Annotated in this window: 22 protein-coding genes; 7 read left to right on the forward strand and 15 right to left on the reverse strand. The window is 54.6% G+C overall.

Features of this window, described 5'->3' with window-relative positions; genetic code table 11:
- Window positions 1-180: 180 nt before the first annotated feature.
- From dxs to ispG, 7 genes are all read right to left on the reverse strand, one after another.
- The gene (dxs, locus tag DPRO_RS13565) at window positions 181-2079 is read right to left on the reverse strand and encodes a 1-deoxy-D-xylulose-5-phosphate synthase (protein ID WP_097012539.1); all 1899 of its coding nucleotides are present in this window, start codon (window positions 2077-2079) and stop codon (window positions 181-183) included.
- Window positions 2080-2100: 21 nt separating this feature from the next.
- The gene (locus tag DPRO_RS13570; protein ID WP_097012540.1) at window positions 2101-2994 is read right to left on the reverse strand and encodes a polyprenyl synthetase family protein; all 894 of its coding nucleotides are present in this window, start codon (window positions 2992-2994) and stop codon (window positions 2101-2103) included.
- Window positions 2984-3220: an exodeoxyribonuclease VII small subunit gene (gene xseB / locus DPRO_RS13575; RefSeq protein WP_097012541.1), complete on the reverse strand. Its 237-nt coding sequence runs from the start codon at window positions 3218-3220 to the stop codon at window positions 2984-2986. Before xseB ends, DPRO_RS13570 begins: the two co-directional genes overlap by 11 nt.
- A gap of 87 nt (window positions 3221-3307) precedes the next feature.
- Complete coding sequence (locus DPRO_RS13580; protein WP_097012542.1) at window positions 3308-4297, reverse strand: M23 family metallopeptidase; 990 nt, start codon at window positions 4295-4297, stop codon at window positions 3308-3310.
- The gene (xseA, locus tag DPRO_RS13585) at window positions 4297-5724 is read right to left on the reverse strand and encodes an exodeoxyribonuclease VII large subunit (protein ID WP_097012543.1); all 1428 of its coding nucleotides are present in this window, start codon (window positions 5722-5724) and stop codon (window positions 4297-4299) included. The genes DPRO_RS13580 and xseA overlap by 1 nt, the downstream gene beginning before the upstream one ends.
- 166 nt (window positions 5725-5890) lie before the next feature.
- A complete protein-coding gene (locus tag DPRO_RS13590) occupies window positions 5891-7627 on the reverse strand; it encodes a proline--tRNA ligase (protein WP_097012544.1) in 1737 nt (578 codons plus the stop codon).
- Between the two features lie 4 nt (window positions 7628-7631).
- Window positions 7632-8702 carry a flavodoxin-dependent (E)-4-hydroxy-3-methylbut-2-enyl-diphosphate synthase gene (ispG, locus tag DPRO_RS13595; RefSeq protein WP_097012545.1) on the reverse strand — a complete coding sequence of 357 codons (1071 nt, stop codon included), beginning with the start codon at window positions 8700-8702 and terminating at the stop codon, window positions 7632-7634.
- Between the two features lie 149 nt (window positions 8703-8851).
- Between ispG and DPRO_RS13600 the strand changes: the two genes are divergently transcribed.
- Window positions 8852-10882 (forward strand): methyl-accepting chemotaxis protein, encoded by a 2031-nt coding sequence (locus DPRO_RS13600; RefSeq protein ID WP_232005590.1) that lies wholly within the window; start codon window positions 8852-8854, stop codon window positions 10880-10882.
- A 74-nt stretch (window positions 10883-10956) separates the two neighbouring features.
- Here the strand turns inward: DPRO_RS13600 and DPRO_RS13605 are convergent, their stop codons facing one another.
- The gene (locus DPRO_RS13605) at window positions 10957-11445 is read right to left on the reverse strand and encodes a YchJ family protein (RefSeq protein ID WP_097012547.1); all 489 of its coding nucleotides are present in this window, start codon (window positions 11443-11445) and stop codon (window positions 10957-10959) included.
- Window positions 11446-11556: 111 nt separating this feature from the next.
- Here DPRO_RS13605 and arfB point away from each other — a divergent pair, with 111 nt between their 5' ends.
- The gene (gene arfB, locus DPRO_RS13610; RefSeq protein ID WP_097012548.1) at window positions 11557-11985 is read left to right on the forward strand and encodes an alternative ribosome rescue aminoacyl-tRNA hydrolase ArfB; all 429 of its coding nucleotides are present in this window, start codon (window positions 11557-11559) and stop codon (window positions 11983-11985) included.
- Between the two features lie 44 nt (window positions 11986-12029).
- Here the strand turns inward: arfB and DPRO_RS13615 are convergent, their stop codons facing one another.
- The 3 genes from DPRO_RS13615 to DPRO_RS13625 all read right to left on the reverse strand — a co-directional run bounded on the left by DPRO_RS13615 (window position 12030) and on the right by DPRO_RS13625 (window position 14186).
- A complete protein-coding gene (locus tag DPRO_RS13615) occupies window positions 12030-12647 on the reverse strand; it encodes a 3'-5' exonuclease (protein ID WP_097013755.1) in 618 nt (205 codons plus the stop codon).
- A gap of 146 nt (window positions 12648-12793) precedes the next feature.
- Complete coding sequence (locus DPRO_RS13620; protein ID WP_097012549.1) at window positions 12794-13426, reverse strand: hypothetical protein; 633 nt, start codon at window positions 13424-13426, stop codon at window positions 12794-12796.
- 13 nt (window positions 13427-13439) lie between these two features.
- Window positions 13440-14186: a hypothetical protein gene (locus DPRO_RS13625; RefSeq protein WP_097013756.1), complete on the reverse strand. Its 747-nt coding sequence runs from the start codon at window positions 14184-14186 to the stop codon at window positions 13440-13442.
- 116 nt (window positions 14187-14302) lie between these two features.
- On the opposite strand from DPRO_RS13625, the gene lgt reads away from it, so the two are divergent.
- A complete protein-coding gene (gene lgt / locus DPRO_RS13630; RefSeq protein WP_097012550.1) occupies window positions 14303-15115 on the forward strand; it encodes a prolipoprotein diacylglyceryl transferase in 813 nt (270 codons plus the stop codon).
- Window positions 15116-15121: 6 nt separating this feature from the next.
- Here the strand turns inward: lgt and DPRO_RS13635 are convergent, their stop codons facing one another.
- Window positions 15122-15937 carry a glutaminyl-peptide cyclotransferase gene (locus DPRO_RS13635; RefSeq protein ID WP_232005591.1) on the reverse strand — a complete coding sequence of 272 codons (816 nt, stop codon included), beginning with the start codon at window positions 15935-15937 and terminating at the stop codon, window positions 15122-15124.
- A gap of 129 nt (window positions 15938-16066) precedes the next feature.
- Complete coding sequence (locus tag DPRO_RS13640) at window positions 16067-16693, reverse strand: TetR/AcrR family transcriptional regulator (protein ID WP_097012552.1); 627 nt, start codon at window positions 16691-16693, stop codon at window positions 16067-16069.
- A 138-nt stretch (window positions 16694-16831) separates the two neighbouring features.
- Between DPRO_RS13640 and ispH the strand changes: the two genes are divergently transcribed.
- The 4 genes from ispH (at window position 16832) to DPRO_RS13660 (ending at window position 22142) form a co-directional block, all read left to right on the forward strand.
- A complete protein-coding gene (gene ispH / locus DPRO_RS13645) occupies window positions 16832-17680 on the forward strand; it encodes a 4-hydroxy-3-methylbut-2-enyl diphosphate reductase (RefSeq protein ID WP_097012553.1) in 849 nt (282 codons plus the stop codon).
- 106 nt (window positions 17681-17786) lie between these two features.
- A complete protein-coding gene (locus DPRO_RS13650) occupies window positions 17787-18149 on the forward strand; it encodes a molybdenum cofactor biosynthesis protein MoaE (protein ID WP_097012554.1) in 363 nt (120 codons plus the stop codon).
- 2 nt (window positions 18150-18151) lie between these two features.
- Complete coding sequence (gene moaA, locus DPRO_RS13655) at window positions 18152-19156, forward strand: GTP 3',8-cyclase MoaA (protein ID WP_097012555.1); 1005 nt, start codon at window positions 18152-18154, stop codon at window positions 19154-19156.
- Between the two features lie 115 nt (window positions 19157-19271).
- Complete coding sequence (locus tag DPRO_RS13660; RefSeq protein WP_232005592.1) at window positions 19272-22142, forward strand: bifunctional diguanylate cyclase/phosphodiesterase; 2871 nt, start codon at window positions 19272-19274, stop codon at window positions 22140-22142.
- Here the strand turns inward: DPRO_RS13660 and DPRO_RS13665 are convergent.
- Both DPRO_RS13665 and DPRO_RS13670 read right to left on the reverse strand, forming a co-directional pair.
- Window positions 22139-23689, reverse strand: coding sequence for a response regulator (locus DPRO_RS13665; protein ID WP_097012556.1), 1551 nt, complete (start codon window positions 23687-23689; stop codon window positions 22139-22141). The two genes, DPRO_RS13660 and DPRO_RS13665, sit on opposite strands and share 4 nt — an antisense overlap.
- A complete protein-coding gene (locus DPRO_RS13670; RefSeq protein WP_097012557.1) occupies window positions 23686-26460 on the reverse strand; it encodes an ABC transporter substrate-binding protein in 2775 nt (924 codons plus the stop codon). The genes DPRO_RS13665 and DPRO_RS13670 overlap by 4 nt, the downstream gene beginning before the upstream one ends.
- Window positions 26461-26479: the final 19 nt, after the last annotated feature.

The following is a 26479-nucleotide window of genomic DNA, read 5'->3' on the forward strand; positions in this document are numbered from 1 at the left end:
GTACAGGCGTGGCTCAGCCTGCCTGTTTCTCAAAAAAAAGAAACCCGGCTGGCATGTAGCTGAAGCGATCATCCTCAGCAGCATCTTATGATGATTGACGGGGTAAGAGGGCGGCAGAAGGGGAGCTGTATTCATGCTGTTCAGCACGAAAACCTTCTACCGTCTAAATGTGATGTGCGGTTACTTGTTGCAGAGAGCTTTGGCTGCTTTCTTGATGCCTGCCATATCGATTCCAACCAGATGGCGTAACTCTTTTTGCGTTCCATGCTCAATGAACTCATCGGGCAGGCCGAGGCGCTTTATCTTGTGGTTGGTCAGTGCATCTTCTTCGTTGAGCATCTCCAACACGGCTGAACCAAATCCACCTGCGAGGGCGTTCTCTTCGACCAGAAGGATGTTGTCGTATTTGGCTGCCAGTTCAAGGAGTTGCGCCTTGGGCAGCGGTTTGACAAAGCGGGTGTTGAACACGGCCACATTCAGTCCTTCCTTCTCCAGTTCCATGGCTGCTTCCACTGCGGGATACACTCTGGAACCGAGGGTGATGATGACGGCATCATCGCCTTCATGGACTATCTCGCCCTTGCCAAGGGGGATTTTGCGGGGATTGCTTGATACATTGGCTCCAACGCCGGTACCACGGGGATACCTGATGGCGGTCGGGCCTTCGTGGTCAAAAGCTGTTGCCATCATGCGGGCCAGTTCGGCCTCATCCTTGGGCGCCATGACCACAAGATTGGGGATGTGGCGGAGGAAACTCAGGTCAAAAGCACCGTGATGGGTCGCACCATCTTCGCCAACCAGTCCACCGCGATCCAGGAACAGGTTGACGTTCAGGTTCTGAAGGCAGACATCATGGACGATCTGATCGTAGGCACGCTGCATGAACGTCGAGTAGATGGCTACAGCAGGCTTGTATCCCTGCGTTGCGAGACCGGCCGCAAAGGTGACGGCGTGCTGCTCGCAAATCCCGACATCGACAAAACGATCCGGGTAGTTTTTGCGGAAACATTCCGTTCCAGTCCCCTCGGGCATGGCCGCTGTGATGGCGAAAATCTTATCATCCTTCTTCGCAAGATTGCAAAGAGTGGAGCCGAAGATCGACGTGTAGGACGGCAAACCCGAGCCGGAAAACTTGCGGGCAAGTCCGGTCTCCGGAATGAATTTGCCGACTCCATGAAAGTGCGTGGGGTCCGACTCAGCCGGTTCATACCCTTTGCCTTTCTTGGTCAGCACATGGACCAGCGCCGGTTTGTCGAGCTTCTTGATCTCATCGAAAACCTTGACCATCTGCGCCGTGTTGTGCCCGTCAATGGGACCCACATACGTGAAATGGAAAGCCTCGAACAGGATGCCCGGTGTGAAGAATGACTTCAGCGAGTCGCTTGAACGTTTGGCGTACCCGGCCAGATCGTCACCGATTTTGGGAATGCCGCCAAGCAATCCTTCCACATCGGTTTTCAGTCGCTGGAGGAACGGATTGGTCATCTTTCGGCTGAGGAATTGCGAAAGGGCGCCGACATTCTTGGAGATGGACATTTCGTTATCGTTGAGGACAACGACCATCTTTCGGCCAAGTGCTCCTGCCTGATTCAGTCCCTCGAACGCGATACCGGCAGTCAATGAACCATCGCCGATGACAGCGATGACCTCGTTGTCATCCCCTTTGAGATCCCGAGCCATGGCCATGCCGAGCGCTGCGGAAATGGAAGTGGATGAATGACCGACACCAAAGTGATCGTATTCGGATTCCTCCGGGCGAGGAAAGCCGCTGATGCCGTCTTTCTGGCGCAGGGTATGGAATCGATCTGCCCGACCTGTGAGGAGTTTATGGGCGTATGCCTGATGGCCGACATCCCAGACAAGCTTGTCCGGGCCGATGTTGAAAGAATTGAATAGTGCCATGGTCAGCTCAATGACGCCGAGAGAGGGCGCGAGATGACCACCGTGTGCCGCTACCTGATCGATGATGGTTTCACGGAGTTCCTGTCCCAGGATTTCCAGCTCTGCCATGGACAGGTTGCGTACGTCTGCTGGCTCCTTGATCTTTGCAAGGAGCGATGTGGAGTCGTGGTTACTCATAAGCGGGTCACTCTATGCCAATCAATACACCCTGTCTACAATGTAACGAGCCATTTCCGTCAGGAATTGCTTCTCGTCACCACTGTAGTCATCGAGTCGTTTTATCGCATCGTCAATGTGCTGCGATGCGAGTTCCTTGCTCTTTTCCAGTCCCAATAGCGCGGGGTAGGTGGATTTGCCCATGGCCACGTCGCTCCCGGCGGGTTTGCCAAGGGTGTCTGTATCGCTAACCACATCGAGCACATCGTCCACGATCTGAAAGGCGACGCCAATGGATTTGCCGAATTCGCGGGCGTTGTCGATATCTCTATCGGTACCGCCAGCCAGAATGGCCCCGCACTGGCAGGCCGCGGTGATCAATGCGCCGGTTTTCATGGCGTGCATGGTGCGCAGTTCTTCGAGCGGAACACCGTTTCGTCCGGTGAACTGCATATCCACCACCTGTCCACCGACCATGCCGCCGGAACCGGCAGCCGTAGCGAGAACATGGATGGCGCGGAGGACTCGGTCCGCCGGCAATCCCTTGACGATGGAGGCTGCGGACATCAGCCCGAAGGCTTCGGTGAGCAGTCCATCTCCTGCAAGGATGGCCGTGGCTTCATCAAATTGCTTGTGATTGGATGGCTTGCCACGACGCAGGTCGTCATCATCCATGGCCGGAAGATCGTCGTGAATGAGCGAGTAGGTGTGGATGCACTCCAGACTGGCCGCAAAGGGCATGACCGCATCTCGATCGCCGCCGAGCATGGTTGCCCAGGAGAGGGTCAGAACCGGACGGAAGCGCTTCCCTCCGGCAAGAAGGGAATATTCCATGGAGGCAAGCAGACGTTCAGGGATGCCTCGATCCCTGAGACAGCTCTGAAGGTAGGACTCCACTTCCGTTGCGCGTTCGGCAAGCTTTTCTTTAGCCGTCATTGTCTTCTCCCAGTGCTTCCAATGCCTCGAACTCCTTGATCAAACCATCGGAAACAATGGTCACTTCGTGTCGGGCACCTTCCAGTTGCTTGCCACAGGCTTTGGCCAGCTCCAGCCCTTCCTTGTACAGGGATACACCCTGTTCCAACGGAAGGTCGCCCCTTTCGAGGCGTTCAACGATGGTTTTGAGGCGGTCAAGCCTGTCTTCAAACGATTCGTTTGCCATTTATTTCTCCAAAATCCGGTTGCCTTATGTTGCCGTCAGGGTGCAACCGCTAAATTCTCATTTTGCTGTCGTTAAAAAAGGCCGCTCCTATTTGAGCATGTCATCAACGCTGGACGCGAAAAGCGGTGCCGGATCCACCAGTTTGCCAAGGATGGAAACCGAAAGGTGGAGGTGCGGACCGGTTGCGCGTCCTGTTCTGCCCGACTTGGAAATAACCTGTCCGCGCTCGACCTTGTCGCCCTGTTTTACGACGACTTCGGACGAATGGAAGTACATCGAAATGACACCGTTGCCATGATCGATATACACGGAGTTGCCTGCATAGTAATGGTCGCCGACCAGAATGACCGTGCCGTCGGCAATGGCCTTGATGGGCGTCCCCATGGGAGCGCGGAAATCCAGTCCGCGATGGGGATTCTTGGGCTTGCCGTTGAGGATGCGCTTGAGCCCGTAGGTGCTGGTCATTTTGCCCTCTACCGGGCGATAAAACGGCAGGCTCCAGGTGCGGTCCGGGGAAACGGTGGTCAATGCCTCGCCGATCTCGACGCGGTCCGCCTTGATCTTGTCGTAGACCTCCTGGGGCGGGGTGACCATCTTCTTGGGAAGGGTCAACTCCTGCTTGGGGTAATCCACGGCATTGATAACTATGGAGCGGCGGAAGGTGTTCTCTTTGCCATCAATGGAAGCGATGACCGACAGCTCTTCCTTGCCCGGCTTGGCGTTCAGGACGTCCGTGCCGAGCATGGCAAGGGCCACGTGGCGATTGTTCCATACAGAGATGGAAGGAACAACGGATTTGCCCTGCCAGTGAAAGGCGACGGAATCGAGGGGCTGATCCGAAGTCAGACGAACGATGAACGGCTGGCCGGTGCCGACTCGCGACGGAGCAGCCAGAACCAGCGCGGAAGCACCGGTATCCGCGGCGGTGTCAGCCTCTGCAGCCACGGCTTCACCGGGCAGGAGGAAGCCAGCGTCGTCACCTTCCTGCAGGCCGAATTCCTGGGCTGTCCCGGATGTGGGGATCATGGGAAGGGTCAGGGCTGTGACGAGAAATATCAGTAGAATCAAACGTTTCATTATTGCTCCCGGGAGTCATTGCTGTCTTCGGTTACGACGGCGCTCACGCTGCCGTCCCTGACGGTGATAGCAAGAGTATCGCCTGCCGTCACTTCTTTCGGATCACGGAGAAAATCACCGGTGCGATCGATGCGAACAAGGGAGTACCCGCGGTCGAGGGGCGCCTGTGGATCGAGACCGGCCAGCGTTGTCTGCATCAACTCGAAGTTGCGCTCCTTGATGTCCTGATGGCGGTTCATGGCTTGGGTCAGTCGTTCGACGAGCGATGCGGTGCGGCTGGCGGTTTGCCGAACCACTCGGGGGCCGTGAGCCCGGTGCAGACGTTGCACGGTGCCGGTCATTTCGCGCAGCTTTCGGTCGACCTGCGTTTGTCCGGCTGCTTCCAATCGGCCGATCAGATGACCGAAGCGGTCCTGCATTCGTTCCAACTTGCGCTCGGGTGACAGCCATATCAATGCCTTGCGGAGCTGCTCGAAAGCCGCGCCTTTGCCAAGCAACCATTCGGCGTACCGGCGGGTCAGTCGCATCTCCAGGTCATCAATTTTCTGGGCGAGTTGCTCGCGTCGCGGCCACAGCTCCTGCGCAGCGTGGCTGGGTGTGGCTGCGCGCTTGTCTGCCACAAAATCGGCTATGGTCACATCCGGCTCATGGCCGATGCCGGAGATGACAGGCAGGCGAGCGCGGTAGATGGCATCAGCTACCGGTTCGGTATTGAAGGCCCAGAGGTCTTCCAGTGATCCGCCGCCGCGAATGAGCACAATTACCTCGGCCCAACCATCTTCGTCAGCCTGATCAAGGGCTTTGGCAATTCGCTTTGGCGCTTGATCTCCCTGTACCAGTGAAGGATAGATGCGGATTTGCGCCCCGGTGCCGCGGGTATCGGCCAGACGCAGAAAGTCTCTGATCGCTGCCCCGGAGGACGAAGTCACCACCGCGACCCGTTTGGGATTCTCGGGCAAAGTGAGCTTTCGGTCTTCGTCAAAGTAGCCCTTCTCTGCCAATTTGCGTTTCAGCGCTTCAAAGGCAATGGCCAGATCCCCAACACCCTGATCCTGCACCAGCTCTGCAACCAGTTGGTACTGACCTCGGGGTTCATAGACGTTGAGGCGTCCGGCGCACAGGACCTCCATCCCGTCTTCTATGGTCGTGCCGGTCAATCCGGTGGCGCCGCTTTGCTCCTCCACTTCGCCGGTCAGGGGATTAATGCGCTCTTCTCCGTGGCTGATGGTTTCGCCGGATGTCTGGGCCGACTTGAACCAGACCACGGAAAGGGACGCGTTCCCATCGGTCAGCGTAAAATAGATATGACCACTGGCCGGACGCGAGAGATTGGATATCTCGCCGCGAACCCATACAAAAGGGAACTCCGCTTCCAGCAGGTTCTTGACGGAGCGGGTAAGCTCACTGACGGTGAAGATGGCTGACAACTATGCCTCCGTTTCTCAATCTATACCGGCCAACATATCATTGGTGATGGGCGTGGACAATAGCCTGAAAGGGGTTTGACCACTGGTCCGAATATGAAGAAACGCACCCCGTTCTGAACGGGGTGCGTGATACATCATGTGTTTCCTCTCGATGGGAGAGCCGGGGCTACAGGCCCCAGTCGCCCCAAACGGCGGTGCGCCACTCCTGGAAGGCTTCCTTGAATCCTTCCAGCGGCAGCTCGATCTTCTCGCCGGTTTTGCGATTCTTGGCTTCGATGATGCCGTTCTTGAGTCCCTTGCCACCGAGCACGAGCTGCATGGGGTACCCGATGAGATCGGCTTCGGCGAATTTGACGCCGGGGCGTTCCTTGCGGTCATCGTAGCAGATGTCAACGCCAAGGTCCTTGATCTCGGAGTACAGCTCTTCGGCTTTGTCCGTGACCGCCTGATCCTTGCCGCCAAGAGAAATCACGCAGACCTCGAAGGGAGCGATGGAAGGCGGGAAGCAGCAACCGTTCTCGTCGTGATTCTGCTCGATGGCAGATGCAACGATGCGGGATACGCCGATGCCGTAGCAACCCATGATCATGGGCTTGGCTTTGCCGTTCTCATCGAGGAAAGTCGCTTCCATCTTTTCGGAATACTTTACGCCAAGCTTGAAGACGTGACCTACCTCAATGCCCTTGGTGAATTCGATTTCACCGGCACATTCCGGGCAGGGGTCGGTCGGTTCGATGACGCGGAGATCAGCAAATTTTTCAATGGTGCAGTCGCGGCCAAGGGAAAGATGGCGAACATGGGTGTCGCCCTTGTTGGCTCCTGCGACCCAATCGGTTTCGACACAGAGCTCCTGATCGGCGTAGATGGGCACTTCCGGGTTCAGGCCAGCGGGACCGGCGAATCCGACCGGGGCATTGGTCAGCTTTTTTACCAATGCTTCATCGGCCATCTCTATGTCATTGCCGCCAACGAGGTTGCGGAGCTTGACATCATTGAGTTCACGGTCACCACGTACCAGTGCTGCCACCGGATTGCCATCCACCACAAAGAGCAGGGTCTTGATCAGCCTGGAAGCGGGGATGGACAGGAAATCACAGACTTCCTCCACCGTGTGCTTGCCCGGTGTTTCCACTTCTTCCAATGCCGGGACAGAATCATCGTCGCAGTTGCACAACCCTTTGGGTTGCGCCACTTTGGCCTTTTCGAGGTTGGCCGCAAATTCACAGGCCTTACATGAGGCGATGGTGTCTTCACCGGTTTCGGCCAGCACCATGAACTCGTGGGAGAAGTCACCGCCGATGGCGCCGGAGTCAGCCTGTACGGGCTTGAAACGCAGGCCGATACGGGCAAAGGCTTTTTTGTATGCCTCAAACATGGTCCAGTAGGACTGCTCGGCACCCTCTTCGTCCTTGTCGAATGAGTAGGCATCTTTCATGATGAACTCGCGGCCGCGCATCAGGCCGAAACGGGGGCGGATTTCATCGCGGAATTTCGTCTGTATCTGGTACAGATTGATGGGCAACTGCTTATAGGACTTGATTTCGCCGCGAACGAGATCGGTGATGACTTCCTCGTGCGTGGGGCCGAGACAGTAATCACGGCCGTGGCGGTCATTGATGCGAAGGAGTTCCTTGCCGTAGTAGTCCCAGCGGCCGGTTTCGCGCCACAGGTCAGCGGGCTGAACCATAGGCATGAGTACTTCCATGGCACCGGAGCGGTCCATTTCCTCGCGTACGATCTGAGCCACCTTGTTGATGGAGCGCAGGCCGAGCGGCAGGTAGTTGTAAATGCCGCTGGTGAGTTTGCGGATCATGCCCGCACGCATCAGCAGTTTGTGCGAGACGACCTCGGCATCGGCCGGATCTTCTTTCAAGGTGGGTGCATAGTACTTGGAAAGACGCATGAGTTTATGATCTCCTTTCTTTGAGAAAAGCTTGTATTTCTTTCATGAATTCGGGCAGCAGGTTGTCGTTACCCTTGACTTTGCGGACGACTTCGCCCTTTCGAAATATGATGCCGAGGTCGCGACCGCCGGCTATGCCGATATCCGCTTCCTTTGCTTCGCCGGGACCGTTGACCACGCATCCCATGACCGCAACGGTGAAGACCTCGTCCACACCGCGCAGGGCTTCTTCCACCTGTTCGGCCAGTTCGATGAGATGAATTTCCGTGCGACCACAGGTCGGGCAGGAGATGATTTCCGGTCCACGTTCGCGCAGCCCTAGTGAACGCAGAATCTCGTAGGCCACACCGATTTCCGCCACCGGATCGTGAGTCAGTGAAACACGTAGGGTGTCGCCGATTCCCTCGTACAGGAGTACACCCAGCCCGACGGCAGACTTGACGGCTCCGCGCACCAGCGTACCGGCTTCGGTGATGCCGATATGCAGCGGATAGTCGATCTGGTCGGCCATCAGCTTGTAAGCCGTGATGGTATTCAGGACCGATGACGTCTTCAGGGAAATCTTGATGTCGGTGAATCCGCGCTTCTCGAGCATACGGATATGGCGCAGACCGGATTCGACCATGGCTTCGGGCGTTGGTCCGCCGAACTGCTTGAGCAGGTCTTTTTCCAGTGAACCGCCGTTCACACCGATACGGATGGGCGCACCATGCTGCTGGGCGGCGCGGACAACGGCATCGACCTTGGATTCATCGCCGATATTGCCGGGGTTGATGCGCAACCCATCCATACCCGCATCCAGAGCGGCCAGGGCGAGTCGGTGATCGAAATGGATGTCGGCGATGAGCGGAACAGGGGATTGCTCGCGGATGGCGCTGAGTGCTGCCGCAGCCTTGTCGTCAGGAACAGCAAGACGGACGATTTCGCACCCGGCATCAGCCAGTTGCCTGATCTGAGCAGTGGTGGAAAGGATGTCGCGGGTGTCGGTGTTGCACATGGATTGGACCCGGATGGGGTTGGCTCCGCCTATGCCCACATTGCCGACTGATATGGCGTTTGTTTGCTTTCGTTGCATGAGGAGTGGGACTTTACGATATTTCCTAACTCAAGCCAAGCGGCGGAATAACATCTTCCCCGAAAGAAAAATAATGGAGTAAGACTTTATTCGCACATATTATTAGACCGTTGGAAGCAGTTGCCAACAGAATACAAAAGGGGATGGATATGAAGCTCAACATTCGGACAAAGATACTTTTGTCTTTCATTGTGTCGCTTGTGGTGTTGTGTGCCGCTATTTTGATTCTGGGTTTATCCCAGACGTATAACGACTCGCTGGAATACAACGTCACATCCACTGCCGATCAGTTGGAACAGGTGGACGGTATACTTTCCACATTTGTCACGGAAGCCAAGAAGAACACCGTTCTTCTCTCTCTTGATCCTCGCCTGCAGCAGGCGGACGACATCACTACTTCCTATATAGATGCCAAGGGTGACAGCCTGACTGCCCAGTCCCGCGCCGACGATCCGATCGGGCAGGGGATGTCGGTATTGTTCAACATGATGACCGATAGTCACGACAGCTATATGGACGCCTATGTCGGAACGCGCAAGGGCGCATTCGTTGTCGGCAATGCAATCAGTTTGCCCGGTGGGTATGATCCCAGGTCCCGTCCCTGGTATACCTCTGCTTTGGCTACTCCCAACAAGGCTGTAGTATCTGCGGCTTATGTTTCCACGACTGGCGATGCCATGGTCTCCACGGTCAAGGCCGTGGTGAGCGGCAGCGATGCACTGGCTGTTGTCGGGTTGGATATTTCCCTGGCCGAACTGACGGAAATCGTCAAGAACATCAAGCTGAACAAGCGCGGCTTCGTGGTCCTGATTCAGGACGACGGTGTCATCATGGCCGATCCGTCCAATGAGAATAACAATTTCAAGAACGTCAACGATCTGAGTGATAGTGGGTTGGCCGAATGTTTTCGCAAGGGGAGCGGCGAACTGCGCGTGACAATAGATGATGTCGAGTATGTATCCTTTGTTCACACGTCCGATGAACTCGGTTGGAAGCTTGTCGGGTTGGTTCAGTATGAAGATATCATCGCCCCGGTATGGTCGTCCGGCATCAGCATCGTGGGCCTGTCCCTTTTGGCCCTGTTGTGTATCGCCACCGCAATCTGGTTCTACATGAACGGATTGATCATCAAGCCCATGGTCGAGATCGTCCAGATTCTCAAGCTCGCAGCAAGCGGCGATTACACCCGTCGTATCGAAAGTGACCGCAAGGACGACATCGGCGATATTTATGCCGCGCTCAAGGAAATGTCGGACCGGCTGACCAGCGTTGTCAGTGATGTTGTGGACGGTAGCTCCCGCGTCGCTTCCGGCAGTGAAGAGCTTTCGGATACGTCGCAGGCTTTGTCTCAGGGTGCAACAGAACAGGCTGCCTCTCTTGAAGAGGTCTCTTCCTCCATGGAAGAAATGGCCTCCAATATCAGCGGTAACGCCGAGAATGCTCGGGAAACCGAAACCATCGCCAACCGGGCTTCGGAGAATGCGCGTGTGGGTGGCGAGGCGGTTGCCAAGACTGTTTCCGCCATGCAGGAAATCGCCGAGAAGATTTCCATTGTCGAAGAGATTGCCCGTCAGACCAACCTGCTGGCGCTGAACGCAGCCATTGAAGCCGCCCGAGCCGGTGAACACGGCAAGGGATTTGCGGTTGTTGCCGCCGAAGTGCGGAAGCTGGCCGAACGAAGCGGTGACGCAGCCGCGGAAATCAGTGAGCTGTCATCCTCCAGCGTACAGGTTGCCGAAAAGGCCGGTGTCATGCTGCGCGAGATGGTACCTGATATTGAGAAGACGGCTGAACTTATTCAGGAAATATCGGTTGCAAGTAACGAGCAGACAACCGGAGCCGAGCAGATCAATGCAGCGTTGCAGCAGCTTGATCAGGTCGTTCAGCAGAATGCGGCGGCATCCGAGGAAATGGCTTCCACTTCCAACGACCTCGCCAATCAGGCCAACGGCTTGCAGGATATCATTGCCTTCTTCAAGGTCCGTCAGGGCGACGGTCGAAGGCAGTCCAGAAGTTCCACGGTGGTTCGCTCCAAGCCCAAGGCGCAGTTGCCTTCGGCTGGTCCGGCCAAGGCTCCCAAGGTGGCCCCGGCAAAGCAGCTTGGCTCCCAGAAGCCTTCCGGCAACTCCGGCGTGTCTCTGGACATGGACGATGATGACGGCGACTTCGAACGCTTCTAATATCCGGTAACAGACCAAATAAAAGGGCGCTCTCACATGAGAGCGCCCTTTCTATTGAGACTGTAGCCGATCTATCAGCGGCCACAGCACTTCTTGTATTTCTTGCCCGAATCACAGGGGCAGGGCTCGTTACGCCCGATCTTCCGTTCCTTGCGAACCGGCGGACCAGAGACCATCTGGCCATCAACATATCGCCAGTTGTCTTCAATCTTGCGGAATTCTCCGCGTTCACGATGGGACAGCTCTTCGCCGTCGATGGCATAATTTGCGGTGAACTCGACAATGCCGGCTTCATCGCCTTCGCCACCGGCCCATGTGTCATGAATTTCCAGTCCGAGCCAGTCGGCTTTTTCGGCCCATTCCTTGACGGAAGAGTCGTCATGGTCCTTGAGTGCCTCAGGGGCAAGGGATTGCTTGAGGTAGTCCAGCTCGTTCAGCACGTAGGCAGAGTAGCGGGAACGCATGAGCGCCTCGGCGGTCGGGGCGGGTTTTTCACCGGAAATATACGGGGTGCAGCATTCGACATGTTCCTTGCCGGAACCGCACGGACAGGGCTTGGTCATGTGTCTATCCTTGGTTAGTTTGTTGATGGGCGGATTGTATAGAAAGGGAACGGTCTGTCAATCGGCAATTGCAGGGTTGCGGGACCTTGATTGGCATGTCACTCTTAGGTCATGATTCGCATTACCGAAAAGGTCGTTATCCCTTACGAAGAAATCCGCTTTATTACGTCACGCAGTTCTGGCCCTGGCGGCCAGCATGTGAACACGACGGATACGCGGGTCACTCTGCTGTTCAGTGTTGAAAAGAGCAATGCCTTGTCGCAGCTTCAGAAAGTCGCTGTCAACGGAAAATTGCGTCGACGCATAGATAAACGAGGCATACTCCGTGTGACCTCCCAGAAATTCCGCAGCCAGAAATCCAATAAGGATTCAGCAATCGAACGCTTTGTGGAGCTGATGCAATGGGCGCTCAAGCCGGTGACAAAGCGCAAGTCCACAGCGGTTCCAAAATCCGCAAAACGCCGCCGTCTGGAACGAAAAAAGCAAACAGCCCAGCGCAAGAAGGCACGGAAGACACCGGACGTCAGCAAGGAATACTGATCAGAAGGTCAGCCCTGGTTGAAAGTCAGAAAGCTTGAAACGGATCAGGAGCGGATAAGACCGAGATCATGCAATGCGAGGTACAGCTCGCGGCTGACCCAGGCATCTGTTGCCGCATAGTTGATCTGCTGGGTGGTCAGCTTTTCCTTGGCCCAGTTGGAACACTGCGCTGACTTGGAGATACGGAATCCCAACAGATTTGCAGCCATGTTTCGCAGACCGTGGGTTTGCATTTTCGCTGCCGTGGATACATCAGACAGATCGATGAACCCGGACGGAGTGAACTCTGCCAGACGCTGCAGGCCGAGAATGTCGTCGCGGACGGCTACGCCGGTCTTGGTGATGGATTCATCTGCCAGCAGATCGCACAAGCCGTTGCAAAGAGGCAGGAGATTGATCTGGAAAATGTAGGCACAGGAAGCGGTGGCGAGCTGGATGAGTGATGGTGGTCCGGGTTTTTTGCCCTTCTTGAAAACCGGGCGGGTTTCCGTATCGAAGCCGAGGAGCGTTTCTCCTTCAATGTCCTTGAGCGCGCGTGTCCGCTGCTTTTCGGTGCGTATGACTTCGATTGGCCCTTCGTAACGACGTAGGGGCATCTCATTGATGTCGCTCTTGGTGAACGCTTTGAGATATTGTTCCGGTATGGTTGGGACCTTGGTCATGAAATACAATACAGCTCGTTATCGGGGGCATACCCAGTTGAAGTGGAGGGATGGTTGAATATTTGAGCGGTTTCGTCAAGTCCGGGAATGAAAAAAAGCCAAATGAATATATTTCGGTCAGTTGGACGTGCTCAAATAAACACCTGTTACCGGCCTGTGCAGGGGGTGTCGTAATAACGCCACCAATACTGGCCCTCACAACGCTCCTTGCCGATGGTTCCAGTGGTTACGCCAATGCGGACATTGTGGATGTATTGACTGACGACACCTTGCTCCAGTGTCTCCGTGGCTTCTTCCAGAGACATGGCGCGAGATGCCAGCCCGATGGTGGTTGCCCGCATGGTTTCATTGAGCTTTGCCAGGCCGGGGTTGTTCGCGCGAAACAGTTCAAGCCAATGCACGAATGCTTCACGGTCGCCAAGTCTGCCATGAGCCAGCGCGGCAAACAGGGGCGCTTCCCACAATTCCTTTTCTACAGCGGCCAGTGTCTTCATGGTGTCGGCGGCTTCCTGGTAGCGACCGGCAAAGTAGAAAGACATGCCTGCCTTGGCCTGTGTTGATCCGAACTCGATGAGGCGGCTGTCGGATTCGTCTGCCAGCGCCTGGGCGTAATCATCTGCGCCGTCGGTAAAATATTCTGATGCCTTGGCAAAATCCTTGAGCATGAGTGAGCGCCAAGCTCGCTCAAAGTCCTTGTTCCCTTTTCGGGCGGGCGTCATGTTGTCGCAGGCGAAAAGGGTGACGACGAGAAGAATGAGGATAAAACTGAGTTGGCGCATGGGGTACCTCGGGTTACAGCATGTAGGCTCGGGCGATGCGGAAGATGTCCTCATACGAGAGTTTGTCCCGTATGGCGAGGGCCATTTCAAACGCCATGTCCATTTTCCTTTTGGTCTCGCTGATGAGATTGTCGCGCATATTCTTGAGGTGGTTTCCCAGAAAATCCGCATCAAAATTATCGATGGCAAGGGAAATGCCCTCAGAGAAGAAGTGCGAGCCGAAGTGGGGCAGGAATTTTTCAAGGCTTTCGCGTCCTTCGCGCCGGGCATACATCGAGAAGAAAAGCAGCTTGACCAGCAACCTGTCAGCCTGGAGTTTGTGGTCCACTGAAAGGAGAATGTCGAAATCAACTCCTCTGGGCTGGATAGCCTTGAACATGGCCGAAGCCATCTCAAGGGCCTTGTCTTCGGTGATGGGCGGGGTGGCGAACTTCGAGTCCATTCGGACCAGCGTGATCTGAGGGTTCTCCCCCGAAGCCACGGCATAGGTGGCTATACGCATGAGGTCGATTTTTCGCGTGTAATCTTCCAGCAGCACATCCCGTTTGACCCCGGCCAGACGGCGTACGTGTTCTCTGGACAGTCCTGAAAAAACGGTTTCAAGCAGATGGCGAATGTAGGGTTCGTCGGTGTGGGCGATCTCGTCATCAATGATGGTTCGCCCTTTTTTGGTGTCGAGGATCTTTTTGATGGAGAGCCAGTAGGCGGCCAGTCCTTCCACCGGCATCTGCACTATGTCGAGTTCTTGCGGTTTTTCCATGGCCATGCTGTGTCCGGGGTTGACGTACTGGGTAAAAAGGCACACCCTGTGCCCGAAATCGCAGTATACCCGAATCGCAAGAGAAAACAAAGACGGCGATCACGCCGCATGTGATTATGCTCAGTTACCCGTATTTTGATCCGAATATGATCTCCATCGGTCCGCTCCAGTTGCGCTGGTACGGGATGATGTATGTTTTCGGCGTTGTCACCGGCTGGCTGCTGGGACGGTATCGTGCCAAAAAACCATGGAACAAGATGACGCCCGCCCGCATGGACGACTTCATCACATGGGCCGTGGTCGGTGTGGTTGCTGGTGGACGACTTGGGTACTGCCTGTTTTATAATTTCGATTATTACTTCTACGCCCCGCACAAGATTTTTTACGTGTGGGAAGGTGGGATGGCCTTTCATGGCGGTCTGCTTGGCGTCCTGTTGGCCTGCTGGCTTTTTGGCCGCAAAAATGGAATGACCTTCCCTGAGGTGGGAGACTTTATCGCACCGTTGGTGCCGCCCGGACTCTTTTTCGGACGTATCGGCAACTTCATCAATGCGGAGCTGTGGGGACGGCATACGGATGGCTGGTACGGCATGGTCTTCCCCGGCGCAGGGGGTATGCCTCGTCACCCGTCCCAGTTGTATGAAGCCGCCCTTGAGGGATTGCTGCTGTTCATCATCGTTTGGTGGTATTCGGCCAAACCGCGTCCCAAAGGATGTGTCGGCGCATTGTTCCTGCTGGGCTACGGCGTATTCCGATTCATCGTGGAGTTTGCCCGCGAACCGGATGCCCACCTTGGGTTTGTCGCGCTCAACTGGATGTCCATGGGACAGGTTCTGTGCCTGCCGATGATTCTGTTCGGCGTCGGGTATATGGTCTGGGCATATCGTCGGGAATCCACTCATCCGACCATTCCGGCGGAGTATCGATAGGATAGATCAGTTGCTGGCGGCAGGCGGTGTGACCGGTTGCCGCCAGAGTACGGCATCCATGGTGATCTCGAAGAGTTTGTCCCAGTGCTTTCCGGTGACAAACAGTCGCCCGGAGTGCTCATCATACGCAATCCCGTTTGCCACACCTGCCTGTGATCCCAGGCGCTCCCGAAGCGGGCTGAGGTCAATCCAGGCCTGCACATTGCCTGTTTCCAGGGCGATGACGGCAATCACGTCCTTTTTCCAGACATTGGCAAGCAGGGTGCCGCCAACGTACTCCAACTCGTTGAGTAGTCGGACCGGTTCGCCGTTGTCGAGGACGGTCATGACCGCCTGATGTTTGAAGTCGGCATGTGTGTGAAAGCGCAGTCTCGGCTTGCCGGTGGACATGATGAACTGTGTTCCGTCCGAGGTCAGCCCCCATCCTTCGGTTTTCTCCCAGGACTGGCGATACTCGAATGTGCCGATGCGCTCCAATGTTTCGAGCGAGTGGATGAATCCGGTACCCGACAACCATGTGAGCATGTACAACGCGTCACCACGGCGGCTGATTCCTTCTGCGAAATATTTGCCTTCCAGCGGGTATAATCTGAGGGTTCTGCCGGATTCCGGCTCGATCATGGCGAGATATGATTCGCCAAATCCCCCGGATGACTCGTACATTTTCCCTTCATGAAAAAAGAGTCCCTGCGTGTATGTCTCAGGGTTGTGCGGATACTCGTTGATGATGCGGCATGGGTAGGTCGGCGTTCGTGCCAAGGCTGGCGCAAGAGTGCAGCAGAAGATGAAGCAGGTTGCCAGAAGGTAGGTAATTCGAGTCACGGAGCGCTCCCTGTTAGACCTCATTAATCATGTATACGAAGGGCGAACAATTGAATGATTTGTTCGCCCTTCGTATACATGACAGTTCGCAGGAAACGCGGGTTCGGTCAAGGTGGGGCTGGTTGGCCGTTATCCTTTGACCGCTCTGATGCCGCCGATGGAGAATGTCAACACATGCTCCACGAATTCGTTGATGTTGTCCTCGCGAATGGCGGGACGCTTGGGAGTCAGTCTGTCGAGTATCGGCTGGGTGAGAAGGTGGTCGAGCAGCAGAATCCAGACACTGGAGCTGGTGAAGGCGAGTATTCGGTCAGAGACCTGGGGGCCAAGAAATGCGCTGACGATGTCGCGCAGTTCGTCCGCACGCGGCTGGACCTGCCGTTTGACGATAAAATCCAGGTTCTTGCTCGGCTTTGCCATTTCCCTGAGGAATATGGACCAACGCTCGGTGACGATGTTGTTGCCGCGCTCATAGATTTCGCGAACCAGTTTGCGTAGGTACTGGCGCAGGCGCTCTTCGGGTTCCGTGTCGTCAGATGTGTAGCGTTCGTATTCGTCAGAAGGAAACACCACTTCAAGAACAGCCATGTACAGGGCGTCCTTACCGCCGTAATGGTAGTTGACTGCCGCTACATTTGCGTTAGCCTTGCTGCATATGTCGCGGACTGTTGCCGCATCGAATCCCTTGTCGGCAAACACTTCAATGGCTGCTTCCAGGAGAGCATCTTTTGTGTTGACGTCTTGCTTTTCGTTCATAATGATTGCATCTCGTTACGCTGAAATTGTTTTAAACGACCGTTTGACAAACGCTATTCCTGCAAGCGGCTCAAGTCAAGTCAAAATATATCCACGGCGCGGAGCTGTTCGATGCCGCTGGAAAGGAGTTTCTATTCTATGGATGTGATCCTCGCGGAAACGGCTGGATTCTGCATGGGAGTGGATTTGGCCCTGCGGCGGCTGGATAAGCTGGTCAAAGCAGCAGACGGCAGGCCCATATTCATTCTCGGACCGATCATTCACAATCCGCAGGTCTTGAAGCGATATGCGGAAAAGGGAGTGACCATCGCCGAAGAGCCGGACGAAGTGCCCGGCGGTGCCTATGTCGTAATCCGTGCTCATGGCATCACCCGTGAGGTCGAAGCGCAGCTCAAGGCGCGGGATGTGGTCATCAAGGATGCGACGTGTCCGCGAGTGAAAAAAGCCCAGCTCCTCATTGCACGGCATACCGCGAAAGGGCGTGAGCTGTTGCTTTACGGCGAGGCTGATCATCCGGAAGTCAAAGGATTGGTCAGCTATGCGGAGCACGGTCACTTCCTGTTTGGCGCTCCTGAAGAACTTGATGATTACCCTCTGTCGCCGGACAAATCCTATGTCCTTGCCGCCCAGACGACCCAGGATCGGGAACTGTTTCAGGCGATGGCAAAGAAGCTTCAGGAAAACGACTCGGTCAACGTCAAGGTTTTGCAGACCATATGCGATGCCACCAAGCTACGGCAGAAAGAAGCGAGCGAGCTGGCCGAAGGAGTCGACTACATGGTGGTCGTAGGCGGGTTCAACAGCGGCAATACCCGTCGACTTGCTCAGGTGGCTTCAGATAAAGGCACGCCTTCGCAACATGTGGAGACCGTGGCTGATCTGGATTTGGAAAATCTCAGGCAGTACGGACGGATAGGTGTGACGGCTGGCGCATCCACCCCTCGCATACTCATCGACGAAGTGCTCGAGGCCTTGGAAGCCCTGTAGCGCATATGCGGGTGCCGGACCGAAAGGTAATGCATGAGGCTTGCCTCGGCCCTGATGCGTGCTTACTTGGAAAAGGAACGCAACCACAATACCCAAGAGGTGTTTCATGGATATCAATCAAGCCATCGCAGATTTGAAAAAAGAACCCGGATTCAACGACAATGTGGGCATGATACTGGTTCACAACGGCATCGTCCGTGGTTGGTCCCGCAAGGATCGTGCAGAAGTCACCGCTATCGAGGTCAATCCCGACAGGGAAAAGATCGAAGAGATTCGTAAAGACATCGAGGCCAAGGAAGGTATCTTCCGTGCTGTGGCTCACGCCTATTCCGGTCCGATGAAGCCGGGGGACGATGTGCTGTATCTGATCGTTGCAGGAGATATCCGTGAAAACGTCAAGGCTGCACTTGCGGAATTTCTGGACAGGGTCAAGGCCGAGGCCGTCACCAAGAAGGAAATATTCGCATAATCATGCACAAACTCCTTGAGGACAGACACGGCCGCAAGGCCAGCTATATGCGCGTCAGCGTAACGGATCGTTGCAATCTGCAATGTACCTACTGTGCTGGCGAAGGGCAGACGTTCATTCCCCACCCCATCATTTTGCGGTACGAGGAAATCCTTGATCTCATGGGATTGGCCGTGAATCTCGGGGTGGAGAAGGTGCGCTTTACCGGCGGTGAACCGTTTGTCCGTAAAGGGTTCGGTGATTTCATGATTCGTGCTGCCGAACAATTCCCGACGCTGGATTTGTGCGTCACCACCAATGCGACCCTCGTTGGGAAGTATGTGGACTCCCTTGCTGATGCCGGTATCAAGCGAGTCAATATCTCCTTGGATACACTTGATCCGGCGAAGTTCCAGTCCATCACGGGCAATGACCTGTTCCATACGGTTCGCAGCAATATTGATCGCTGCCTGGAAGCCGGGATGAAGGTCAAGGTCAATGCGGTCGCCATGAAAGGCGTGAATGATGATGAATTGCCTGCCTTTATCGACTTTGCCCGTAATAACAAGCTGGACATGCGTTTTATCGAGTTCATGCCGGTGGGACTGGAAACAGGCTGGAAGGGCGACGCAGTCTGGACAGCCGAAGAGATTCTCTCCCAGGCGCAGAATCTGGCCGATATCAAGCCGGTCACCGATGAAGAGGGCGGTCAGCATGGCCCGGCGCGCATGTTCTCAATCGAGGGCGGCAAAGGGCGTCTTGGGCTTATTTCACCATACACCAACCACTTCTGTGGTACGTGCAATCGACTGCGCCTGACATCGGACGGCAATCTGCGCACCTGTCTCTTTTCCGACAAGGTCTATCGCTTGCGTCCCGTGCTTCGACACCCCAAGCTCGGTCTTCAGGCCGTAGAAAAAATTCTGCGCCGTGCAAGCCGTCACAAGCCCATGGGACATGAGCTGCTGGAGCGCATGCCCGCAGGTCAGGGCGTGTGCCGAACCCGCATGGCATCCATCGGCGGATAGACGCTCAATTCCTATACAAAATAACGACCTTTTCAAAGGTCGATAGAACCTGTATCATTCACTTTGTTGGCGATTCACCGCATTGGTGCGCCAGTTTATACAAGGATGAATAGCGTTGCCGTTTGAAAATCGTCGTATCAGCATAAAATACCGCCTCATGGGGTGGTTTTCCTTCTTCTTCGTACTGACCACCGCTCTTACGGCGGGGACGGTGTATGTGCTGGTGCGTGATACCATCAAGCAGAACGTCTTCACTGAACTGCGCGTTTCATCTGAAGCCATCCAATCCATGGTCCGTACTGCGGCACAGGTCTCAGTACGAAACCGTCTTCGTGCCATAGCCGAAAAAAATGTCGACATACTCAGCGGGTTGCAGCGCCGCGTTGATGCCGGGGAATTGACTCCTGAGCAGGCCCGGGCTGAAGGAAAGCGGATTCTGCGAAGTCAATCCATCGGCTCTTCCGGGTATGTTTATGTGATACAAACCACAGGCAAAATAGCCATGCACCCGGCCTCATCCCTTGAGGGAGAGGATATCTCTTCCGAATGGCTTGGGCAGAAACAGGCAGAAATGAAACAGGGGTACCTTGAGTACTCATGGGCGAATCCCGGGGAATTGACCAAGCGGGAAAAAGCACTCTACATGGAATACTATGCTCCCTGGGACTGGATTGTATCCGTTTCGAGCTATCGCTCGGAATTCAACCAGCTCATTGATCATGAGGATTTCCGGGCCGGAGTCGAAGATTTTGCATTGGGCGACTCAGGCTATGCCTTCCTGATGACCAAACAGGGCAATATGCTCATCCACCCCTGGATTCATGGACATGTTACCGAATTTTTGCCGGACGAAGACCATACGCTGTTTACCGATATGGTCCTCAATCGTAACGGCCGCTTCTCCTACTCCTGGAAAGAACCGAGCACCGGCACCTACACCGAGAAAGTCATGGTGTATCGCGAGATTCCGGAGCTTGGGTGGATTGTTGGCTCAACCGGGTATGTCGATGAGGTCTATGCCCCATTGTATCGCATCCAGTCATTCCTCATTTTCAGCGGTATACTCACGGTACTGATAGTCCTTCCTCTGGCCTATTATCTGGGACGATCCTTCTCCAATCCCATCACGAAGCTGGCCACCAGTATGTCGCAGGCTGACAAAGGTGACCTGTCTGTTCGGGCGGAAGTGGATGGGTATGGGGAAGCAGCAGAGCTGGCGACACACTTCAATCAGTACATGGAGCGACTGGGCGAGTATCGGAACGAGTTGCAAAACGAGATCGACGAGCGCCGCCGTGCCGAGCAGCAGTTGCAATTGTTTGCCATGGTTTTCGAGAATGCGCTCGAAGGTATTTCCATCACTGACAAACAAGGCAACATCGTTGCCGTGAACCCATCCTTTACCATCATTACAGGGTTTGAACCCGAAGATGTTCTGGGCAAGAACCCCCGCGTTCTCAAATCCGATAGACACGAAGAGTCCTTCTACAGAGAAATGTGGGAATCGTTGTATACCAATGGTTCATGGCATGGAGAAATATGGAATCGCAGGAAGAATGGTGAATCCTACCCGGAAATTCTCAGCATCAGTGCGGTACAGGACAAAACTGGGAGCGTGAGCAATTACGTTGCTGTTTTTCATGATATTTCAGATATGAAGCTCAAGGATAAGCAGATCGAGCATCAAGCGTATCATGATGCGCTGACCGGCCTGCCTAACCGCTCTCTGGCCCATGACCGCCTCTCGGTTGCCATCACCCATGCCAAGCGCGACGGCAGTTCTGTTGTTGTCCTGTTCATGGACCTTGATAATTTCAAGAAGATCAACGACTCGATGGGTCACTCCTTTGGGGACCTGTTGCTGAAAGAGGTCGCTGCCCGACTCAGGAAGGATTTCCCGGATGCGGATACCATTGCCCGTCTTGGCGGTGACGAGTTCCTGATGATCATTGAAGGCGTGGGTGAAGAGCGTGAGGTGGCCAGTCTGGCCGAGCGCGCCCTGGCGGTTTTTGAAACGCCGTATGTTGTCAGGGGAGAGGAGTTGCATGTCACGCCAAGCATAGGTGTGACCATGTACCCGGATGACGGCAGCGACGCGGAAACGCTGATCAAGAATGCCGATATGGCCATGTATCAATCCAAGGCCAAGGGGAAAAACGCCTACTTCCTTTTCACTCAGGAAGTGAATCTGCGTATTTCCAAGCGTTTGAAGCTGGAAAACGACATGCGTCAGGCCCTCAAGAATCGTGAGTTTACAGTCTATTTCCAGCCTAAGGTCAATCTCTTCAACGATGTTGTTACTGGCATGGAAGCGCTGGTGCGTTGGCACAAGCCGGACGGGACTGTTGTGAGCCCGGCGGATTTTATCCCCCTAGCCGAGGAAACCGGATTGATCGTCCCGCTGGGCGAATATGTCATGGATGCATCCTGCAAGGCCATGCAGTTGTTTGAAGGTATCGGTTGTGATGACATTTCCATTGCCGTGAACCTTTCGCCCATTCAGTTTGATCAGGAAGATCTCGTTGAGATGATTACTGAAAAACTGGAAATGAACGGCGTTTCTCCATCCAAAATCGAGCTGGAAATCACGGAATCGACCCTCATGACCAATGTGGAAAAATCCATCGCCAAGCTCAACATGCTGGTTGATATGGGGATGTCCATTTCCATTGATGACTTTGGAACAGGCCACTCATCATTGTATTATTTGAAGAATTTCCCCATCGACAGACTGAAGATCGATCGCTCTTTCATTCGGGACATCACAACGGATGAGTCGGATGCCCAGATCGTTGAAACGATTATTCTCATGGCCGGGAACCTCGGGATCGGCGTTGTGGCCGAAGGTGCCGAAACCAAAGAGCAAATCGACATGCTCCAGTCATTCAATTGTGAACTGGTGCAGGGATACTACTACAGTCCTCCGCTTCCGTTGGAAGACGTCATTGTCTACCTGCGCAGTGAAGGCGTCGACTGCCATATCTAAATATTGTCTGGGTATTGCTCCCTGATGGAGTAGATGTCTTCCAGATTGTCCATGAAAGCATCGACTAAATGCGGATCGAAGCGAACTCCCTTGTACTCTTCGATATACGCCATGATGTCCTCGTCGCTCCATGGCCCCTTGTGGATACGTTTGCTTCCCAGAACATCAAAGACATCCACAAGCGCGACGATGCGGGCTTCAAGAGATATCTCGTCGTTTTTCAGACCATTGGGGTAGCCTGAGCCGTCCCAGTGTTCATGATGTTCTCTGGCAATGGATGCAGCGGTTCGCAGAATCGTGCGGTTTGAGCCTTTCAGGATTTCGTAGCCGATTTCCGTGTGTGATTTTATGGATTCCACTTCCTCGGGGTCAAGGGTGTCGTCTTTGTAGATGATGTGTTCCGGCGATCCTATTTTGCCGATATCATGCATGGGAGCCGCCAGCCTGAGAATTTCGGCGCGATTCGCTTCCATGCCAATGTGCCTGGCAAGAACGTATGCATATTCGGAAACCCGCCGGACATGGCTCGTCAGGCTTGTGGACCGCATTTCCACCGCTTCACCTATCGTCAGCAGCAACTCCCGCTGCGTTTCCGTCATCTCTTCGTTGGCATCGATGTTGTCGAATGCCACAGCTATATTGGTGGAAAAGATATCGATAAGTTCTCGGTCCTGCTTTTTCAACGGAGGGGCAACCGTGAGGTGAATGATGTTTTCCGAGCCGGACGTGGTGCGGAAATATCCGGTGAACGAGTTGCCGGTGAAAAAGCTGCTTTTCTCCTTGAGTGCCTTGTTGATACACTCTACCGCTTCAACATCCTTGATCTGCTCGATGCCATACCCCAGTCCGTTGTTGAATCGCCCGGTTGAAGCAACGACCTGGAGCTTCCCATGGTTTTTACAGGCTGCCAGCCCTGAGGCCCGCACCATAAGAGAATTGTCTTCCTCACTGATTGTGGACGAAAGCTGGGTCAGGACGCCGGATGCGAATTCGTTCATGGATTGGGTTTTGAAGAGTGTGGGAGTCGATTTGACAATTCGAGCCAGCCCACGGCGATTGTGTTCGATGGTACGTATGTCGCGGTAGGAACGGATGGCTGCCGTTACGGTTGTCACCAGCTTTTGCGACGTCAGTTCCGATTTCTCCTTATAGTCGTTGATGTCGTACTTGAAGATGACATCCTGCTCAGGAGCCTCCCCGGGCTGGCCGGTTCGCATGATGATGCGAACCATGGTGTTCTTCAATATATCGCGAGTCCAGGCAGCCACTTCCAGCCCGGCTGTTTGCGTTTCCATGACCACATCAAGCAGAACAACGGCTATGTCCGGGTGACGGCTCAACATTTCCTTGCCTTCCTCGGCGGAATGCGCGGAAAGAATTTCAACCGGACGTTCCTCGAAGCGGTACTCGGCAAAGACCAGTCGAGTCACCTTGTGGACAAAATCATCGTCATCAACAACCAGCAGTTTCCATGGCTTTGCATTCTGTGTCTGGTCTTCGTGCTTGGTTTCGGCGGCAAAGATCAATTCGTCTTTTTTATCAGTCATGTGCTTTTCCCGGTGGGTAAATCGTTCTGAGTAAAGGGCATGGTAATGATGAATCGGCTTCCCTTTCCAGGTTCACTTTCAAGCCGGACGGTTCCCCCGAGATTCTGGGTTACCGTATTGAAGACAATGTGCAGGCCGAGCCCGGTTCCTCCGGTATCCTGGCCGGTGGTGTAGAACGGCTCAAATACTTTGGCTGCATGTTCCGGTGCTATGCCACAACCATCGTCCGTGAAACGAAATGTCAGGATGTCGCCGTCAACAGAGCCGTCGATGATGATGTGGCCGGCTTCCTGCCCTTTGTAAGCGTGGGTGAGAGCGTTGACGAGCAAATTGGTTATGATCTGCATGAATACTCCGGGATAGCTGTAAAGCGTGATGTCCGGGCATTGGTTTTCGATGATGTGCTCGGTTCGTTTGTATTTGGGGCGCAGGCTCATGAGCACTTCGTCAACATACTCCTTCAGGTTGAACTGCCGGGCTTTTTCCGACGATTGGTCGGCGGCGACCTGTTTGAAGCTCTTGATGAGTTCTGCCGCGCGCTCAAGGTTGGTCAGAATGGTTCTGCTCGATTCTTCTCCCATTTGGATGAATCGCTCCAAGTCGGATTTTTTCAACGCGTTGCTTTTGAATTTGGTGCTTAGTTCATTGATCTTGCTTTGGAGGTATGAGCCTGCTGTCACCCCCACGCCCAGCGGCGTGTTGATTTCATGAGCGACACCGGCCACCAGTCCGCCAAGCGCAGCCATTTTTTCGGACATGATCAGCTCTTCCTGGGTCTTGTTCAGACGCTCAAGGGACTCCATCAAATCGGTCTTGGCCTTTTCCAGGTTGCTCGTTCGTTCGGCAACGCGCAGCTCAAGTTCCTCGTTCAATTGCATGAGTTCGGCTTGGGATCGTTTAAGCTCAGAAATATCACGGCCTTCTGCTATGAGCAGGGTGATTTCCTCTTCGTCGTTGCGTGCGGGCTTGAGTGTGAAGTCCAGTGTGATGCTGTCTCCATCCGGAACCAGTGTGATTACTTCCTCGTGAACAGTAGTTCCGTTTGTTGCCATGTGTATGATCTTCTGGATGTGGCTACGAGTCGGCTCATCGGCCTGCCACCATGGTGCATCAATAAATGGTTTGCCTTTTATATCCACTTCTTTCAGCCGGAAAGTGGACAAGGTGGTTTCATTGATATGAATGATGATTCCGTCCATATCCAGAATGCAGGTGAACTGGTAGGTCTGATTGAATATGGCGCGAAAACGTTCTTCACTCTCCTTGAGGGCGGCGTCGGATATCCGTTTGTTTGTGATGTCTACCGCAAGTGTCAGCACAGCCTGTTCCGTGGAATCGGCCGGAGTAAAGGGCAGGCGAGTGGACTGGAGCCAGTGTGTCGTGCCATCCACGTGCTGATACGGCTCTTCCATGGAGGTTTTCGGGAGTCCTGTCTCGATGACCTTCAGGTCGTCACGGTCCATGGCCCTGACCTGTTCCTTGTCCGGGTGAACATCCTTGTGTAGAGTTCCCACAATATCTTCCGGCTGCAAGCCCAGACTGTTGGCCATTGCCTGGTTAACAAGTAGGAACCGGCCTTCGCTATTCTTTGCGTAGATGATGTTGGGCACCAGATCGAGCACCTGCCTGACATTGCCCCGGCTGCGTTCGAGCTCCTCGGTACGTTGGCGGATTCCCTTGTTCAGTCGCTGATTGAAGTAGAGGAGCGAGAGGGCGATACCTAGAACGACGGCAACTATGGAAACCAGAATCGGGGTCCAGCGTGCCAGCTTTTCCTGTCTTCGAAGGTCCCGGGGAGTATAGAGAAACGTATCGAGTGAAGGTTTATTATCCAGCAATCCAAGGCTCAGATACTGGTCAGAGATATCCTCCCATCGCTTGTGGTTCATGGACCCCACTTCGACGAGCCGTGGAAGAATAAGCTCATGCATGGTGTTGGCTTCGTAGCGGAGCCGATCAACCGAACTTTTTGTCTCATAGTTGTTACGAATGATCGTGATGGTCTGTTCGGGATGTGTCATGGCGAATTCCCATCCCTTGAACGATGCTCTGGCAAATCGCTCCACCAGATCAGGCTCGTGTTCAGCCAGTTGTCGTGTGGTGAACAGGTTGTCCCCGTAAAAGTCGATCCCATAGGCTATGGGGTTGATGGTGTTGACCGGAATACCGCGAGATTTCAGCTCATATGGTTGGCTTGTCAGGTAGGCTGACATGGCATCGGTTTCGCGGTTGATCAGTTCCTTGGTGGACCATGTCAGGCGTTGCAGCTCCATTTCATCACGCGATACGCCTATGTGGGCGAGCATTGCCCAGATGGGCGTTGCATTGGAATCGAGAATCATGAGCCGCTTGCCGCGGAGATCTTCGGGGGTGCGGATTTTTGAATCAGCCCGTGAAAGAATGACGTTTGGGGCGTGTTGAAAAATGACCCCGAGCACCACAAGCGGTTTCCCTTTTGCGGCATCGAGCAGCAGTTCGCAATCCCCCACCCCGAACTCTGCACGCCCGGCAAGCACTTCTTCCACGTTGTCCATGCCGGGAGTACGCTCACGGAACGACACGTCAAGCCCGGCATCTTCATAGTATCCCATGGCTTTGGCGGCGTAGTATCCGGCAAATTGGAATTGGTGTGACCACCGGAGTTGCAGCGTCACGGGCCGGAGTGCCTGTCCGTTGGCGAAACACGGATTCAGAAGAGCACACAGCATGACCATAAGTCCTGCGAGTGGTGTGAACCACAGGCCTTGTTTCAGTCTTTGCCGTGCCCTCATATCTGCACTCCTTGTTATC

The sequence above is a fragment of the Pseudodesulfovibrio profundus genome (genome assembly GCF_900217235.1).
Lineage (GTDB): Bacteria > Desulfobacterota > Desulfovibrionia > Desulfovibrionales > Desulfovibrionaceae > Pseudodesulfovibrio > Pseudodesulfovibrio profundus.

Coding starts and splice junctions, on each gene's coding strand:
- dxs (WP_097012539.1), bottom strand. CDS start 2,079: ATGAGTAACCACGACTCCACATCGCTCCTTGCAAAGATCAAGGAGCCA.
- DPRO_RS13570 (WP_097012540.1), bottom strand. CDS start 2,994: ATGACGGCTAAAGAAAAGCTTGCCGAACGCGCAACGGAAGTGGAGTCC.
- xseB (WP_097012541.1), bottom strand. CDS start 3,220: ATGGCAAACGAATCGTTTGAAGACAGGCTTGACCGCCTCAAAACCATC.
- DPRO_RS13580 (WP_097012542.1), bottom strand. CDS start 4,297: ATGAAACGTTTGATTCTACTGATATTTCTCGTCACAGCCCTGACCCTT.
- DPRO_RS13590 (WP_097012544.1), bottom strand. CDS start 7,627: ATGCGTCTTTCCAAGTACTATGCACCCACCTTGAAAGAAGATCCGGCC.
- ispG (WP_097012545.1), bottom strand. CDS start 8,702: ATGCAACGAAAGCAAACAAACGCCATATCAGTCGGCAATGTGGGCATA.
- DPRO_RS13600 (WP_232005590.1), top strand. CDS start 8,852: ATGAAGCTCAACATTCGGACAAAGATACTTTTGTCTTTCATTGTGTCG.
- DPRO_RS13605 (WP_097012547.1), bottom strand. CDS start 11,445: ATGACCAAGCCCTGTCCGTGCGGTTCCGGCAAGGAACATGTCGAATGC.
- arfB (WP_097012548.1), top strand. CDS start 11,557: ATGATTCGCATTACCGAAAAGGTCGTTATCCCTTACGAAGAAATCCGC.
- DPRO_RS13615 (WP_097013755.1), bottom strand. CDS start 12,647: ATGACCAAGGTCCCAACCATACCGGAACAATATCTCAAAGCGTTCACC.
- DPRO_RS13620 (WP_097012549.1), bottom strand. CDS start 13,426: ATGCGCCAACTCAGTTTTATCCTCATTCTTCTCGTCGTCACCCTTTTC.
- DPRO_RS13625 (WP_097013756.1), bottom strand. CDS start 14,186: ATGGAAAAACCGCAAGAACTCGACATAGTGCAGATGCCGGTGGAAGGA.
- lgt (WP_097012550.1), top strand. CDS start 14,303: ATGCTCAGTTACCCGTATTTTGATCCGAATATGATCTCCATCGGTCCG.
- DPRO_RS13640 (WP_097012552.1), bottom strand. CDS start 16,693: ATGAACGAAAAGCAAGACGTCAACACAAAAGATGCTCTCCTGGAAGCA.
- ispH (WP_097012553.1), top strand. CDS start 16,832: ATGGATGTGATCCTCGCGGAAACGGCTGGATTCTGCATGGGAGTGGAT.
- DPRO_RS13650 (WP_097012554.1), top strand. CDS start 17,787: ATGGATATCAATCAAGCCATCGCAGATTTGAAAAAAGAACCCGGATTC.
- moaA (WP_097012555.1), top strand. CDS start 18,152: ATGCACAAACTCCTTGAGGACAGACACGGCCGCAAGGCCAGCTATATG.
- DPRO_RS13665 (WP_097012556.1), bottom strand. CDS start 23,689: ATGACTGATAAAAAAGACGAATTGATCTTTGCCGCCGAAACCAAGCAC.
- DPRO_RS13670 (WP_097012557.1), bottom strand. CDS start 26,460: ATGAGGGCACGGCAAAGACTGAAACAAGGCCTGTGGTTCACACCACTC.